Origin of the sequence: Massilia rhizosphaerae, assembly GCF_016093545.1 — a bacterium.
Lineage (GTDB): Bacteria > Pseudomonadota > Gammaproteobacteria > Burkholderiales > Burkholderiaceae_D > Telluria > Telluria rhizosphaerae.
Genome location: NZ_JADKYX010000022.1, coordinates 90,961 through 106,139, shown reverse-complemented (window position 1 = coordinate 106,139; position 15,179 = coordinate 90,961). Strand labels below are relative to the sequence as shown.

General features: G+C 68.9%; 12 protein-coding genes. 4 read left to right on the top strand and 8 right to left on the bottom strand.

Annotated features, from left to right (window positions below; translation table 11 throughout):
- The first annotated feature begins 240 nt into the window (after positions 1–240).
- Positions 241–1,599, top strand: a complete 1,359-nt coding sequence (locus ISF28_RS25550; RefSeq protein WP_198119991.1) for a diguanylate cyclase domain-containing protein — start codon at positions 241–243, stop codon at positions 1,597–1,599.
- Between the two features lies 1 nt (position 1,600).
- On the opposite strand, the gene kdpE is transcribed toward ISF28_RS25550, so the two are convergent.
- The 8 genes from kdpE to ISF28_RS25510 all read right to left on the bottom strand — a co-directional run bounded on the left by kdpE (position 1,601) and on the right by ISF28_RS25510 (position 10,368).
- Complete coding sequence (gene kdpE / locus ISF28_RS25545; RefSeq protein WP_198119990.1) at positions 1,601–2,296, bottom strand: two-component system response regulator KdpE; 696 nt, start codon at positions 2,294–2,296, stop codon at positions 1,601–1,603.
- Complete coding sequence (locus tag ISF28_RS25540) at positions 2,289–5,012, bottom strand: DUF4118 domain-containing protein (protein ID WP_198119989.1); 2,724 nt, start codon at positions 5,010–5,012, stop codon at positions 2,289–2,291. The genes kdpE and ISF28_RS25540 overlap by 8 nt, the downstream gene beginning before the upstream one ends.
- 10 nt (positions 5,013–5,022) lie before the next feature.
- Positions 5,023–5,598, bottom strand: a complete 576-nt coding sequence (gene kdpC / locus ISF28_RS25535) for a potassium-transporting ATPase subunit KdpC (RefSeq protein WP_198119988.1) — start codon at positions 5,596–5,598, stop codon at positions 5,023–5,025.
- Positions 5,599–5,612: 14 nt separating this feature from the next.
- Positions 5,613–7,658, bottom strand: coding sequence for a potassium-transporting ATPase subunit KdpB (kdpB, locus tag ISF28_RS25530; RefSeq protein ID WP_229519384.1), 2,046 nt, complete (start codon positions 7,656–7,658; stop codon positions 5,613–5,615).
- 85 nt (positions 7,659–7,743) lie between these two features.
- Positions 7,744–9,486, bottom strand: a complete 1,743-nt coding sequence (gene kdpA, locus ISF28_RS25525) for a potassium-transporting ATPase subunit KdpA (RefSeq protein ID WP_198119986.1) — start codon at positions 9,484–9,486, stop codon at positions 7,744–7,746.
- Positions 9,486–9,575: a potassium-transporting ATPase subunit F gene (locus ISF28_RS25520; RefSeq protein ID WP_198119985.1), complete on the bottom strand. Its 90-nt coding sequence runs from the start codon at positions 9,573–9,575 to the stop codon at positions 9,486–9,488. The genes kdpA and ISF28_RS25520 overlap by 1 nt, the downstream gene beginning before the upstream one ends.
- On the bottom strand, positions 9,572–9,664 hold the full coding sequence (locus ISF28_RS25515) for a potassium ABC transporter ATPase (RefSeq protein WP_198119984.1): 93 nt from the start codon (positions 9,662–9,664) through the stop codon (positions 9,572–9,574). The genes ISF28_RS25520 and ISF28_RS25515 overlap by 4 nt, the downstream gene beginning before the upstream one ends.
- 23 nt (positions 9,665–9,687) lie before the next feature.
- A complete protein-coding gene (locus tag ISF28_RS25510; protein WP_198119983.1) occupies positions 9,688–10,368 on the bottom strand; it encodes a hypothetical protein in 681 nt (226 codons plus the stop codon).
- Positions 10,369–10,627: 259 nt separating this feature from the next.
- Between ISF28_RS25510 and ISF28_RS25505 the strand changes: the two genes are divergently transcribed.
- The 3 genes from ISF28_RS25505 to ISF28_RS25495 all read left to right on the top strand — a co-directional run bounded on the left by ISF28_RS25505 (position 10,628) and on the right by ISF28_RS25495 (position 15,008).
- Positions 10,628–12,505 carry a potassium transporter Kup gene (locus ISF28_RS25505; RefSeq protein WP_198119982.1) on the top strand — a complete coding sequence of 626 codons (1,878 nt, stop codon included), beginning with the start codon at positions 10,628–10,630 and terminating at the stop codon, positions 12,503–12,505.
- 89 nt (positions 12,506–12,594) lie between these two features.
- A complete protein-coding gene (locus ISF28_RS25500) occupies positions 12,595–14,193 on the top strand; it encodes a sensor domain-containing diguanylate cyclase (RefSeq protein WP_198119981.1) in 1,599 nt (532 codons plus the stop codon).
- A gap of 53 nt (positions 14,194–14,246) precedes the next feature.
- The gene (locus ISF28_RS25495; RefSeq protein WP_198119980.1) at positions 14,247–15,008 is read left to right on the top strand and encodes a hypothetical protein; all 762 of its coding nucleotides are present in this window, start codon (positions 14,247–14,249) and stop codon (positions 15,006–15,008) included.
- Positions 15,009–15,179 lie beyond the last annotated feature (171 nt).

The window sequence follows — 15,179 nt, the reverse complement described above, 5'->3', positions numbered from 1 at the left end:
ATGTGACATTTGTGCAGCACATCCCATGTTTTTCGCATAAAGAATGAATTATCGCTAATTGTTTCGCTGTAGAATGTTTCAGAAGTTTTATGTTGGAACGTGCTGTACCTCCGATGCAACGGTCGTGGCCCTAGCGCACAGCCCGGTGATAATCGGATAGAATTTATTGCAAAGGCTGCGTGCTTCGTCCGATTCGCCCCATGCCGCCGGTTCTTTCTTCGTCGTCAGGCAAGGATGCCCATGCTCAGTCAACAAGATCTTGCGGAAGAAGCGCGCATACAGGCCTTGCACGCATCGGGGTTGCTCGACACCCCCGGAGAAGACCGGTTCGACCGTTTCATCCGCCTTGCCGTGGCCGCGTTCCGCGTGCCCATCGCGCTCCTGTCGCTGATCGACCGCGAGCGGCAGTGGTTCAAGTCGCGCGTCGGCCTGGAGCATGAGGAGATCCCCCGTTCGCTCGCCATCTGCAGCCACGCCATCGCCCTGGACGACATGCTCGTCGTGCCCGACACGCTGCAGGACGAACGCTTCACGGACCATCCGCACGTGACGGGCGCGCCCGGCATCCGTTTCTATGCCGGCCAGCCGCTGCACAGCCTCGACGGCCAGCCCCTCGGCACCCTGTGCATCATCGACACCGTCCCGCGCACGTTCGGCGACGCCGACCGGCGCCTGCTGCGCGACCTGGCGCGCCTGGCGGAAGACGAACTGAATCGCGGCGCGCTGATCGAGAGCGGGGAGTGGCTGCGCACCATCGCCGACAACGTGCCGGCATTGATCGCCTACGTCGACACCGACCTGCGCTACCGCTTCGCCAACGAGCGTTACCGCGAATGGTTCGGCGTGAAGAGCCAGGACATGATCGGCAAGACGGTGCTCGAATCGATGGGCGAGGCGTTTTATGCGTCGCGGCGCGAAGCGCTGGAGCGCTGCCTGGCCGGCCACGCGTCGCACCTGGAGATCGAGGAAGTCCGCCGCGGCCACATGCGCGTCGTCAGCTCGACCTATCTGCCGCACGTGCGCGACGGCGTCGTGCAGGGCATCTACGTGCTGTCGACGGACGCCACCGCGGCGCGCGAATACGAACGCCAGCTGCACGCGCTCGCGCATTCCGACCACCTGACCGGACTGCCCAACCGGCGCAGCCACGAGGAACGCCTGGCCCAGGCCATCGCACGCGCGCGCCGCAATGCCACGCCGCTGGCGCTGGCCTATCTCGACATCGACCACTTCAAGCAGATCAACGACAGTCTCGGCCACGCCACGGGCGACGCCGTGCTGCGCGAATTCGCGCAGCGCCTGGCCGCCACCGTGCGCAGCACGGACACCGTGGCGCGCCTGGCCGGCGACGAATTCGTGATCGTCCTCGAGCAGGTCGGCTCGCCGCTGGAATGCGACCGGATCGCGGCCAAGCTGCACGATGCGATCCGTCCGCCGTTCGAACTCGACGGCCGTACGATCCGGGTGACTAGCAGTATCGGCATCGCGTGGAGCGCGCATCCCGATCCGTCCGCGCTGGCACACGTGGCGGACGAGGCGCTGTACCGGTCCAAGCACGCGGGGCGCGACACGGCGACCGTGTTCGTCGTCGGCGCCTGAATCACGGCAGCTGGAACCGATAGCCGACGCCTGTCTCGGTGATCATGTACCGGGGCTGGGCGGGATTGTCTTCCAGCTTGTGCCGCAGATGCCCCATGTAGATCCGCAGGTAGTGCGCATGGTCGGACTGGTTCGGGCCCCAGACGCTGCGCAGCAGCTGGGGCGTCGTCATGACCTTGCCCGCATTGGCGACGAGTACCGCGAGCAGGCGGTGTTCCGTGGGCGTGAGGCGCACGACGCCGCCGCCCTTGGTGACGCGCCGGTTCTGCACGTCCACCACGACGTCGCCGAACCGCACCTTGCCGTCGCCGCCCGTGGCCGCGCCGCGCAGGCGCCGTTGCGACGCGCGTACGCGCGCCAGCAGCTCGCCGACGCCGAACGGCTTGGTGAGATAGTCGTCCGCGCCGCGGTCGAGCGCGCGGATCTTTTCTTCTTCGGTCACGCGGGCCGACAGCACGATGACCGGCACCGCGGACCACTTGCGCAGGTCGGCGATGAAATCGACGCCGTCGCCGTCGGGCAGGCCGAGGTCGAGGATGACGACGTCCGGCTTGCGCGTCCCGGCCTCCGTCAGGCCGCGCTGCAGGGTCGCAGCCTCGTGCACCTGCCATCCTTCCTGCTCCAGCGCGCCGCGCACGAAGCGCCGGATATGGGGCTCGTCTTCCACGAGCAGGGCAATCCCGGTGAAATCACTCATCCTGTTCCTCGACTTCCAGATCCTCGTCCAGCGGGGGCGGCGCCGGCGGCGTCCCCAGCGGCAGGGTGAATACGAATGCGGCACCGCCTTCGGAACGGTTGGCCGCATGGATCGTCCCGCCGTGCGCACCGACGATCGCGCGGCAGATGGCGAGGCCCAGGCCGACCCCGGGCTTGGCGGATTCGCGCTCGCCGCGCGTGAATTTGTCGAATACCGCCTCTTCCTGGCCGGGCGGCAGTCCGGGACCGTCGTCCGTCACGGCGACGTTCAGCCACAGCCCGTGGCGCTCGGCCGAGATGGCGACCGTGCTGCCCGGCGGCGTGTATTTGCCCGCATTCTCCAGCAGGTTGGACAAGACCCGCTCGATCAGCACGGCGTCGTACTGCACCAGCGGCAGGTCGGCCGGCACGTGGGTCTCGACCGCGTGGCCGGCCAGCGCGGCGCGGCTGGCCGAGAGCGCGCTGCCGATGACTTCCTCGACCGGCTGCCATTGGAGCTTGAGCTTGACGTCGCCGCTCTCGATGCGGGCCATGTCGAGCAGGTTCGTCACCAGCATGCTCATGCGGACCATTTCGTCGCGCAGCGCGTCCGCCATCGTGCGCTGCGCCGGCGCCAGCGGCGGCGACGAGCGCGCCAGCGACTCGGCCTGCGCCATCAGCGACGTGAGCGGCGTGCGCAGGTCGTGCGACAGCGCCGCCAGCAGCGAGTTGCGCAGGCGCTCCGATTCGATTCTCACCAATGCCTCCTGCGCGACCTCGATGTAATGCACCCGTTCCAGCGCGATGGCGGCCAGCGCCGCGAACGTGTCGAGCTGCTGGCGCTGTTCCGGCGCCAGCAGCCAGTGCGGGGTCGAGGCCTCGATCGCCAGCACGCCGCGGGTGCGCATCGGCGCGACCAGCGGCATGTAGAAGACGGGACTGCCGGGCAGGGTGTCCGTGCCCATGCCGGCGCTGGTGCCGTGATCGAACGACCACTGCGCGATGCCGGCATCGAGGGCGGCGATCGTTTCGGCGCCGGTCTCGGACGTGGGATGTACGCGCCCGTCGGCGTCCGGCAGCAGCAGGACCGTGCGCGCGCCGAACGTGCGCCCGATGGCGTCGCGCGTGGCTTCCTGGATCTGCTCCGTCTGCAGTACGCCGGACAAGGCCCGCGCGAATTCGTACAACGCGCGCGTCCTGCTCTCGCGCCGGGCGGCGACGTGCGCCTGGAACCGGAGACCGGCCGTGAGATGCCCCGTGATCAGGCCGACCGCCAGCATTACGCCGAAGGCCACCAGGTACTGGAGATCCGAGATCTCGAACGTGAAGCGCGGCGGTACGAAGAAGAAGTCGAAGCAGGCCACGCTGACGCACGTCGCGGTGACCGACGGGCCGCGGCCGAAACGCACGGCGATCAGCAGCACGACCAGCAGGAACAGCATGGCGATGTTGGCCAGGTCCAGCCAGGCGATGGTCGGCGTGGCCGCCAGCGCCATGCCCAGGCTGGACAGGACCGCCACGCCATGTGCCACGACGGCCGCGCGCGCGGGAACGGCAGGCACGGCGGGCGCGGCGCGAAGGCCATCGGCCGCCGTGTGCTGCGGCGCGGCGACTTCGAGCAGTTCGATGTCGGGAGCCAGGCGCGCGATGCGGCGGCCGCACGGCATGCGCCACGGCCGTCCCGCATGGCCGCGCCCGAGCGCGATGCGCGCCAGGTTGTGGCTGCGGGCGTAGTCGACGACGGCGGCTTCCACGCCGTCGCCCGACAGGACGGTCGTGGCGGCGCCGAGATCGCGTGCCAGCTTGAGCGCCGCCAGGGTCCGCGCGCGCCGGCCGGCGTCGAGGCGCTGCAGCGCCGGGGTCTCGACGTAGACCGCGTGCCAGTCGGCGCCGAGTTGCGCGGCCAGGCGGGCCGCGCTGCGCACCACGCCCTCCGCGTCCGCCCCGGGCCCGACGCAGGCCAGCAGTGCCGTCCCCGTGCGCCACACGGCGTCGATGGATTGTTCGACGCGGTAGGCGCGCACGTCGTCGCCGATGCGCTCCGCGGTGCGGCGCAGCGCCAGTTCGCGCAGCGCGATGAGATTCCCCTTGCGGAAGAAATTCCGGCCGGCCCGTTCGGCCTGCGCCGGCTGGTACACCTTGCCGAGCTTCAGGCGGGCCAGCAGCTCGTCCGCCGGCAGGTCCACCAGCACGACCTCGTCGGCGCCGTCGAACACGGAGTCCGGCACCGTCTCCCCGACGCGCACCCCGGTGATGCCGCCGACCACGTCGTTCAGGCTTTCCAGGTGCTGCACGTTCACCGTCGTGAACACGTCGATGCCGGCGGCCAGGAGCTCGTCGATGTCTTGCCAGCGCTTGGGGTGGCGCGAACCGGGAACGTTCGAGTGGGCCAATTCGTCGACGAGGACGAGTTGCGGGCGCCGTTCGAGCGCGGCGTCGATGTCGAACTCGGACAACGTCTTGCCGCGGTAATCGATGCGCCGGCGCGGCAGGACGTCCAGTCCGTCCAGCAGCGCCTCGGTCTCCGCGCGCCCGTGGGTTTCGGAGATGCCGACCAGCACCGTGCGCCCGGCGGCGAGCTGCCGCGCCGCGGACAGCATCGCCCAGGTCTTGCCCACGCCGGCCGACGCGCCGAAATAGATGCGCAGCCGGCCCCGCGCCGCGCGCCGCTCTTCCGCGCGCACCTGGGCCAGCAGCGCGTCCGGGTCGCGCCGCTGCTCGTCGCCAGGGGCGTTCATGGCGTGGTCCTCATTGCGCCTTGCCGTCCAGCGCCAGGTTCAATGCCAGCACGTTCACGCGCGGCTCGCCCAGGAAGCCGAGGACCGGCTCCTGCCGATGCCGGGCGACGAGCGCGCGCACCTGCGCCTCAGGCACCTTGCGCGCCGCGGCGACGCGCGCCACCTGGTAGTCGGCCGCCGCCAGGCTGATCTCCGGGTCGACGCCGCTCGCGGAGGCGGTGACGAGATCGACGGGTATCGGCGCGCGGTTGGCGGGATCGGCGCGGCGCAGCGCGGCCACGCGGTCCTTGACGGCGTCCAGCAGGGCCGGATTGGTCGGCCCCAGGTTGGAAGCGCCCGAGCCGGCGGCGTTGTCCGCCATCGGCGTCGTGGCCGACGGCCGGCTCCAGAAGTAGCGGGGCGCGGAAAAAGGCTGGCCGATCAGGCTGGAGCCGACGGTCTTGCCGCCGGCCTCGATCAGGCTGCCGTCCACCTGGCGGGCGAATACGGCGCGGCCGATGCCGGTGACGGCGGCGGGGTACAGCACGCCGCACACGACGGTCAGGGAGCCGAACAGGACCAGCGCGGGACGAAGGATGGTTGCCATGCGATTCTCCTTGTTCAGACGAGGTTGAGCGCGGCCAGCAGCACGTCGATCAACTTGATGCCGATGAACGGCAAAATGATACCGCCGATGCCGTAGACGAGCAGGTTGCGGCGCAGCAGGGCGGTGGCGCCGATCGCGCGGTAGCGCACGCCGCGCAGGGCCAGCGGGATCAGGAACACGATGATCAGGGCGTTGAAGATCAGCGCCGACATGATCGCCGAGGACGGGCTGGCCAGGTGCATGACGTCGAGCGCCTTCAGTTGCGGATAGGTGCCGACGAACGCGGCCGGGATGATCGCGAAATACTTGGCCACGTCGTTCGCGATCGAGAACGTGGTCAGCGAGCCGCGCGTCATCAGCATCTGCTTGCCGATCTCGACGATCTCCAGCAGCTTGGTCGGATTCGAATCGAGGTCCACCATGTTGCCCGCCTCCTTGGCGGCCTGGGTGCCGGAGTTCATCGCCACGGCCACGTCGGCCTGGGCCAGCGCCGGGGCGTCGTTGGTGCCGTCGCCCGTCATCGCGACCAAGCGGCCTTCCGACTGGTAGTGCCGGATCAGCTTCAGCTTGTCCTCCGGCGTGGCCTCGGCGAGGAAATCGTCGACCCCGGCCTCGGCGGCGATGGCGGCGGCCGTCAGCTTGTTGTCGCCGGTGATCATCACGGTCTTGATGCCCATGCGGCGCAGCTCGGCGAAGCGCTCCTTGATGCCGCCCTTGACGATGTCCTTCAGCTCGACGACGCCCATCACGCGGTCGTCGTCGGCCACGACGAGCGGCGTGCTGCCGCGGCGCGCGGCGTCTTCGACCGTGCGCACGACCTCGGGCGGGAACGGCATGCCGAGCGCCTCGACGTGGCGCCGGACGGCGTCGAAGGCGCCCTTGCGGATCTTGCGCCCGCCGCAATCGACGCCGCTCATGCGGGTCTGCGCGGAAAACGGCACGAAGACGGCGTGCAGGTGTTCCAGCTCGCGTTGGCGGATGTTGAAGCGCTGCTTGGCCAGCACCACGATGCTGCGGCCTTCCGGCGTCTCGTCGGCCAGCGAGGCGAGCTGTGCCACGTCGGCCAGTTCGCGGTCCGTCACGCCCGGCGCCGGCAGGAAGGCGGCGGCCTGGCGGTTGCCGAGCGTGATGGTGCCGGTCTTGTCGAGCAGGAGCACGTCGACGTCGCCCGCGGCTTCCACCGCGCGGCCCGACGTGGCGATCACGTTCGCGCGCATCATGCGGCTCATGCCCGCCACGCCGATGGCCGACAGCAGGCCGCCGATGGTGGTCGGGATCAGGCACACGAGCAGCGCGATCAGCACGGTGATCGTGACGGGCGTGCCGGCCTTGGCGACTGCCACCGCGTACAGCGAGAACGGCAGCAAGGTCACCGTCACGACGAGGAACACGATCGTCAGTGCCACCAGCAGGATCGTCAGCGCGATCTCGTTGGGCGTCTTCTTGCGTTTCGCGCCCTCGACCATCGCGATCATGCGGTCGAGGAAGGTCTCGCCCGGGTTCGCCGTCACCCGGACGACCAGCCAGTCGGACAGCACGCGCGTGCCGCCGGTGACGCTGGAAAAATCGCCGCCGGATTCGCGGATCACCGGCGCCGATTCGCCCGTGATCGCGCTCTCGTCCACCGATGCGACGCCTTCGACGACCTCGCCGTCGATCGGCACCACGTCGCCCGCTTCGATCAGGATGTGGTTGCCCTTGCGCAGGTCGGTGGCGGGGCAGGGCAGCCAGGTGGTGCCGTGCTTCGGCACGGCCAGCTTCTTCGCGATCACGGCTTCCTTCAGGCCGCGCAGCGACGCGGCCTGCGCCTTGCTGCGGCCTTCGGCCAGCGCTTCCGCGAAGTTCGCGAACAGCACCGTGAACCACAGCCAGACGGCGCAGGCGAGGATGAAGCCGCGTGGGGCCTCGCCGGTGCCGAGCGCCGCCTGCGCGTACAGCAGCGTCGTGACGATGCTGCCGGCGTACACGACGAACATGACGGGACTGCGCAGCTGCGTGCCTACGCCGAGTTTCTTGAAGGCGTCGACCAGCGCCGGGCCGACGAGGCCCGTGCCGAACATGGGCAGATGCTTGCCGGCCGTCGCGGCGGGCGACGCGTCCGCGGGCGCCGTCGGCGCGGGATGCAGTTGGGACATGGCGGCTCCTTTATTTGGCGAACAGTTGCAGGTGCTCGACGACGGGACCGAGCGCGAGCGCCGGCACGTAATTCAGCACGCCCACCAGGACGACGACGCCGACCAGCAGGCCCACGAACATCGGGCCGTGCGTGGGCATGGTGCCGGCCGTCGTCTGCAGGCGCTGCTTGGCCGCGAGCGAGCCGGCGATCGCGAGCACCGGCACGATCATGGCGAAGCGGCCGAACCACATCGCGATCGCCAGCATCCAGTTGTAGAACGGGGTGTTGGCGGACAGGCCGGCGAAGGCGCTGCCGTTGTTGTTGGCGGCCGAGCTGAACGCGTACAGGATTTCCGCAAAGCCGTGCGCGCCGGGGTTGGCGACGCCGGCCTTGCCCGCCGCGGCCAGCACGGCGACAGCGGTGCCGGTCAACACCAGCACGGGCGTGACGAGGATGGCGACCGACGTCATCTTCATTTCATAGGCCTGGATCTTCTTGCCCAGGTATTCCGGCGTGCGGCCGATCATCAGGCCGGCGATGAAGACGGCCATGATCGCGAAGATCAGCATGCCGTACAGGCCGGACCCGACGCCGCCGAAGATCACTTCGCCGAACTGGATCAGCAGCAGCGGCACCGCGCCGCCCAGCGGGGTGAACGAATCGTGCATTGAGTTCACCGCGCCGCACGACGCGGCCGTGGTCACCGCGGCGAACAGCGCGGAGGCGTCGATGCCGAAGCGGGTTTCCTTGCCTTCCATATTGCCGCCCGATTGCAGGCTGCTCGCATGCTGGTCGATGCCCAGCGCGGTCAATGCCGGATGCGCGTGGTGCTCGGCCATCATGACGCTGCCTGCCATCACGACGAACAGCAGCGCCATGGCGGCCAGGACCGCCCAGCCCTGGCGGCGGTCGCCGACGAGGCGGCCGAACGCGAAGCACAGGCCGGCCGGGATCAGGAAGATGGACACCATCTGGAACAGGTTCGACAGCGGGGTCGGATTCTCGTACGGATGCGCGGAGTTCGCGTTGAAGAAGCCGCCGCCGTTCGTGCCCAGCATCTTGATGGCTTCCTGCGACGCCACCGGGCCCATCGCGATGGTTTGCGTGGCGGTTGCCGTCTGCGCGTGGGTGAGCGGTTCCAGCAACTGCACTTGCCGGTAGGCGGAAAAGTTCTGGATCACGCCCTGGCCCATCAGGAATACGGAAAATACCAGCGACAGCGGCAGCAGCACGTACAGGGTGATGCGGACGAGGTCGACCCAGAAATTGCCGATCGACCGTGCTGACTTCGACGCGAAGCCGCGGATCAGCGCGAACGCGACGGCGATGCCGGTGGCGGCCGAGAAGAAGTTCTGGCACGTGAGCGCCAGCATCTGGGTCAGATAGCTCATCGTCTGCTCGCCCGAGTAGCCCTGCCAGTTGGTGTTGCTGACGAAGCTGACGGCCGTGTTGAACGCCGAATCGGGGCTGACGTTGGCGAGGCCCTGGGGATTGAAGGGCAGCCAGGCCTGCGTGCGCTGTAGCAGGTAGACGACCAGCGTGCCGAGCGAATTGAACGCGAGCAGGGCCAGGGCATAGGTTTTCCAGTCCATGCCCGCGTCCGCGTCGACGCCGGCGGCGCGGTACAACACGGCTTCGACGCGGCGGAGCCAGCCGAAACCGCGCACTCGGCCGCCGTCGGCTACGCGCGCGAGCAGGATCCCGAGCGGCCACGACATGGCCAGCAACAGGACGAAAAACAGCGCCGGCAGCGCCAGCGAATGTATGTCCATCACAGGTCCTCCGCGCGGAACATGGCGTACAGCAGGTACGCGAGCAGGGTGCCGGATGCGAGCGCGCCAATCAGGTAAAACAGCGTCATTTGCGTTCCCCAAGTCTGGCGCAGCCGCATGCCATGCCCCAGGTCAAGGTGGCGAACACGACGATCGCGCCGATGAAGACGATGTCCACGGTGACTTCCTTATTCCAGTTGTTTAAAAAATCTTGCCGACACTGACGACCTGCGGTGCGTCGGCCTGGTAGACCTCGTCGTACAGCGCCGTCATCTCGGCGGCGCCGGTACTGCTTTCGATATCGCTGGCGCAGCGGCCGGGCTGGCCGGCGCCCCACGACAGCGCCGGCAGGTGCAGGACGGTATGCGCGACGCCGGCCGACATCACCCGGGCCGCGTCGGTGCGCATTGCGGCCAACGCCTCCGGCGCCGGATCGTGTTCGCCGCCCGCCGCGACGAACAGCACCCGCAGGCCGGGGTTGAACATGCGGGCACCATTGAGCCGGGCGATCAGCGGATGACGGGCGTCGATGCCGGCGTCTTCGGGCGCCAGCAGGATCAGCGCGACCTCGGCAGCGATCAGGGCGCGGCGGCATTCTGGACTGTTGTCGTTGCCGTCGCCGGCTTCGATCACGATGTCGTCGTAGCGCGCCAGGAACCGTTCCAGGTCCGCAGACAAGCCGCGTCCGGTCACGGTGCGGGTGGTCACGGCGGGGCGCAGGCGTGACCGGTCGCGGTCGGCGCTCCAGTGTTCGCGCATCCGCTCCGCGCCGGCATCCAGCAACAGCACCTTCCGTCCGTGGCGCCCGCGCAGCAGGGCCAAGTTTTCGGCCAGCGCGGCGCCGGCGGCCGGCAGCGCGGCGTGAACAATCGTGACGATCATGGCCGTGGCGCTCCGTAAGGACGTTCGCCCACGGCGGACAACGCGGCATGCATGTCTGCTCCTTGCTTCGTTGATCGCGATGCCTGAAGTGTAGGCAGGTGCATGTAAAAATTTTCTAAAAAGACGTGCGGCCCGGATAAAGGGTTTGTTTATACGGCGCGGGCACGCCGGCGCACCCTCGGCGGGTGCGTTCTTTTTACAAAATCTTTACGGGCCGGCCGGTACGATACCGGTCACGACAAACGCCCGGAGAATTTGGTTGGATACGCCGCACAACAAGAAGAACGTGGCCGGCCTCGCGCTGGCCGCCATCGGCATCGTCTACGGCGACATCGGCACCAGTCCGCTGTATTCGCTGAAGACCGTGTTCGATCCCGTGCACGGGCTGGCGCTCACGCCGGCCAACCTGGTCGGCGTCGTGTCGCTGATCTTCTGGGGCTTGACCCTCATCGTCTCGTTCAAGTACGTGACCCTGGTCCTGCGCGCGGACAACCGCGGCGAAGGCGGCATCATGGCCCTGCTGGCGCTCGCGCTGGGCGCCGTCGGCAACCGCCGGCGCCTGCACGCCGCGCTGCTCCTGATCGGCGTGTTCGGCGCGTCGCTGTTCTACGGCGACAGCGTGATCACGCCCGCCATTTCCGTGCTGTCGGCCGTCGAAGGGCTGGAAGTCGCGACGCCGGCGCTGCAGCCCTACGTCGTGCCGCTGACGATCGTCGTCCTCATCTGCCTGTACGCGGCGCAGCGCCATGGCACATCGGGCATCGGCCGCTGGTTCGGTCCCGTCATGCTGGTGTGGTTCGCGGCGCTGGCGGCGATGGGTGTCCTGAACATCGTCAAGAGCCCCGGCATCCTGGTCGCCCTGAATCCCTGGCACGCGGTGCGCTTCTTCGTCGACAACCGCGGCACGGCGTTTCTTGCGCTCGGCGCGATCGTGCTGGCGTTCACCGGTGCCGAGGCGCTGTACGCGGACATGGGGCACTTCGGCCGCACGCCGATCCGGCTCGCGTGGTTCGCCGTCGCCTTTCCGGCGCTGGCGCTGAACTATCTCGGCCAGGGCGGCCTGCTGCTGGCCCGCCCGGACGCGATCGCCAATCCGTTCTACCAGCAGCTGGGCGCCTGGAGCGTGTATCCGCTGGTCGTGCTGTCGACCGTCGCGACCGTCATCGCGTCGCAGGCGACGATCTCGGGCACCTTCTCGATGACGAAGGAAGCGATCGCGCTGGGCTTCCTGCCGCGCATGCGCACGGTGCACACGTCGGAGCGCGAGATCGGCCAGGTCTATCTGCCGCTCGTCAACTGGCTGCAGCTGATCGCGGTGCTGCTGGCCGTGGTCGGATTCCGCTCGTCCGACAACCTGGCGTCGGCGTACGGCATCGCGGTCACCGCGACGATGCTGGCGACGACGATCCTGACGTTTTTCGTGATCCGCTACCGCTGGCGCATGAACCTGCTGCTGTGCGTGGGCGCGACCGGGTTCTTCTTCGCGATCGACGCGGCGTTCTTTTCGGCGAACGTGCTCAAGCTGCTGCACGGCGGCTGGTTCCCGCTGACGCTGGGCGTGCTGCTGTTCACCCTGATGCTGACGTGGCGCCGGGGTCGCCAGCAGGTGTTCGACAACCTGCAGAAGCACGCCATCCCGCTCGACGCGTTCCTCGAGTCCTTGTTCATCGGGCCGCCGACGCGCGTGGCCGGCACGGCGATCTTCCTGCGCGGCGAAAGCGACGGCGTGCCCCATGCGATGCTACACAATCTATTGCATAACAAGGTGCTGCACGAGCGCGTCGTGTTTCTCACGGTGCACATCGCGGACGAGCCCCGTGTCGACGCGGCGTCGCGGATCCGCGTCACGGAGTTGGGCCATGGCTGCCACCAGGTCGACGTCCGGTTCGGTTTCAAGGACGAGCCCGACATTCCCGGCGTCCTCGCGCAGTGCGCGGCGCACGGACTGGCGTTCGACATGATGCAGACCTCGTTCTTCGTTGCCCGCCAGACCGTGATCTCGACGCCAGGCGGCGGCATGGCGCCGTGGCGCGAGCACCTGTTCGTCGCGCTGCAGCGCAACGCGCGCGACGCCGCCGACTATTACCGCATTCCCACCAACCGGGTCATCGAGCTGGGCACGCAGGTGGAAATCTAGCGCCAAGCGGCGGCCCGGATGGCCGTGCGCCGGTGGACGCCGCGCCGCGACGCGACTAAGCTGGTGGCCGGAGGGATTCGGAGCATCGCATGCACATTTCCGATGACAGCGCCGGCCATGATGGCGAACACGCCGGCTCCGCACTGCCCGTGCTCGACGGGGCGCGCCGGCCATTGGTGGCGCTGGCCGTCGGGTTGCTGTCCTGCTTTTGCCTGTTGCTGGCCGGCCTGGAAACGTGGAGCGCCTGGCATGCGTACCGGGCGGAGCTGGAGAACAGCCGCGTCGCCACGGCCAATATGGCGCGGGCGCTGGCATCGCATGCGGAGACGTCGATCAAGCTGGGCGATACCGTGCTGGCGGAGATGGTCGAGCGCATCGAGCACGACGGCCTGGGCGATGGCGCCACCGTCCGCCTGACGAGGCGGCTGCAGGAGGTCGCGGGCAACGTCGGCGAAGTGCACGGCGTGTTCGTGTACGGGCCGGACGGCAAGTGGCTGACGTCGTCGCTGCCGCGTCCCATGCAGGGCAATAATTTCGACCGCGAGTATTTCCAGTATCACTTGCTGCACAAAGGGCGCGGTACCCACGTGAGCGTGCCCGTGCGCAGCCGCTCGACCGGCGCGTGGATCCTGCCGCTGTCGCGCCGCATCGAGACGCCCGACGGCAGCTTCGCCGGGGTGGCGCTGGTCACGCTCGACCTGCCGTGGTTCGGCCACTTCTACGACAGCTTCGACGTCGGCACGAACGGCACCATCCTGCTGGCGCTCGACAACGGCACCCTGGTCTACCGCCGGCCGTTCCACGACGAGCAGGTCGGCATGGACATCCGCAACCGCACCATCTGGCAGCGGGCCATGCGCAAAGACGGCTCCGGCTCGGCCATGCTGATGTCCAGGATCGACAACGTCGAGCGCCTTTTCAGCTACCGGCACCTGCAGCACTTCCCGCTGTTCGTCGCCTTCGGGGAGGCCAAGGACGACATCCTGGCCGACTGGTGGCGCGGCACGCTGCAGACGGGCGTCCTGGGCCTGGCCGCGCTGCTCGTGCTGGCGTGGGGCGGCAGGATCCTCGTGCGCCAGATCCGCGTGCGCGAGCGGCTCGAGCGCGACCTGCGCCGCGCCGGCACCGCGCTGCAGCGCCACAATGCGTCGCTGCAGAACCTGGCCGACACCGACGGCCTGACGGGCCTGGCCAACCGCCGCATGTTCGAAGAGCGCCTCGTGCGCGAATACGAGCGCGCGCGCCGCAGCGGGGCGCCGTTCGCCCTCGTCATGGCCGACATCGACCATTTCAAGCGCTACAACGACAGCTTCGGGCACCTGGCCGGCGACGAGTGCCTGCGCAAGGTGGCCGGCGCCATCGCCGACGGCACGCGCCGTCCGGCCGACCTGGCCGCGCGCTACGGCGGCGAGGAATTCGCCGTCATCCTGGCCGATACCGACCTGATCGGCGCCAACGCGGTGGCGGACGGCATCCGCTCGGCCGTGGCGCACCTGGACCTGCCCCATCCGGACAATCCCGGCGGCCGCGTCACCCTCAGCATGGGCGTGTACGTCGGCCATCCGGCGCTGGCCGAGCGCGACGATCCGCTGGCCTGGGTCGACGTGGCCGACCGCTTGCTGTACGAGGCCAAGCACGCCGGGCGCAACCGCGTCGTCGCGCGCGAGGGCCACGCGGCCGCGGCGTGACCCCTGCCATGCGCATGTTGTGCCAGAATGGCGGCCGATCGACAGGGACGCACATGGATAAACTGATTTCGGAATTGACCCGCCTGTACCTGCTGCCGGACAGCCCGGCCGCGCAGGCATTGGCGCAGCGGCGCGACGGCGGACCGTGCGCGCCCGTCGACCTCGCGTCGCGCGACGGGTTCACGCGCGCCATCGCGCTCCCGTTCCGCAAGACGGCCGGGGCGGACGTCCAGCATTGGGAGCGCCTGTGCGCCGTCGCCAACGGCCTGCAGGAGACCTTCGGTTTTCCGGCGCCGGCCGTGAGCGTCGCGAGCGCGGGCGGCTTCGTGCTGTGGCTGTCGCTGGCGGCGCCCGTCCCGGTGGCGCAGGCGCGGCGCTTCGTCGAGGGGCTGGACCGCCTCTGGCCCGACACGCTGCCGCCCGCCGCCGGCGTCACCGGTCCCGTCGAACTGCCGCCTTGCCTGAACGGGGCGACCGGCACCTGGGCCGCGTTCATCCATCCGGGCATGGGCGCGTCGTTCGTCGACGAATCCGGGCTCGACATGGCGCCGCCCGCGGCGGGGCAGGTCGCGTTCCTCGACGGCCTGGACAGCATCACGCCCGCAGCGTTCAATGACGCGCTGGCCCGGCTGGCGCCCGCCGCGCCGGCCGCACCGCCGACCGTGCCGCTGACCGTGCCGCCGGCGCGCGACGACGGCATCCCGGACGGCCTGCTGCTGAAGGACGCGACCCTGGAGGACATCGTCCGCTTCCTGCACGCGCGCCATATCGAGCCGACGTTCCGCTTCACGCTCGCGGAAGATCCCGCACGGTGAACGTCCGCCGGGCCATGCTTCGGCTTTCCCGCAGTTGAACCTCCGATATTTCTGATTCTTTTGTTGCCCTGACAGCGATACACTTTGCCTGTCGTCAATACAGGACGATCTGCCGACCCGAAGGCGATCGGCGGAACCAAGCAGAAAGGGAATTGAAATGAATGGAGTGTC

Excerpts from the sequence above, each read along its gene's own strand:
- ISF28_RS25510 (WP_198119983.1), bottom strand. The coding sequence starts at position 10,368 with ATGATCGTCACGATTGTTCACGCCGCGCTGCCGGCCGCCGGCGCCGCG.
- kdpE (WP_198119990.1), bottom strand. The coding sequence starts at position 2,296 with ATGAGTGATTTCACCGGGATTGCCCTGCTCGTGGAAGACGAGCCCCAT.
- ISF28_RS25520 (WP_198119985.1), bottom strand. The coding sequence starts at position 9,575 with ATGACGCTGTTTTACCTGATTGGCGCGCTCGCATCCGGCACCCTGCTC.
- kdpC (WP_198119988.1), bottom strand. The coding sequence starts at position 5,598 with ATGGCAACCATCCTTCGTCCCGCGCTGGTCCTGTTCGGCTCCCTGACC.
- ISF28_RS25495 (WP_198119980.1), top strand. The coding sequence starts at position 14,247 with ATGGATAAACTGATTTCGGAATTGACCCGCCTGTACCTGCTGCCGGAC.
- ISF28_RS25540 (WP_198119989.1), bottom strand. The coding sequence starts at position 5,012 with ATGAACGCCCCTGGCGACGAGCAGCGGCGCGACCCGGACGCGCTGCTG.
- ISF28_RS25500 (WP_198119981.1), top strand. The coding sequence starts at position 12,595 with ATGCACATTTCCGATGACAGCGCCGGCCATGATGGCGAACACGCCGGC.
- ISF28_RS25550 (WP_198119991.1), top strand. The coding sequence starts at position 241 with ATGCTCAGTCAACAAGATCTTGCGGAAGAAGCGCGCATACAGGCCTTG.
- kdpB (WP_229519384.1), bottom strand. The coding sequence starts at position 7,658 with ATGTTCGGCACGGGCCTCGTCGGCCCGGCGCTGGTCGACGCCTTCAAG.
- kdpA (WP_198119986.1), bottom strand. The coding sequence starts at position 9,486 with ATGGACATACATTCGCTGGCGCTGCCGGCGCTGTTTTTCGTCCTGTTG.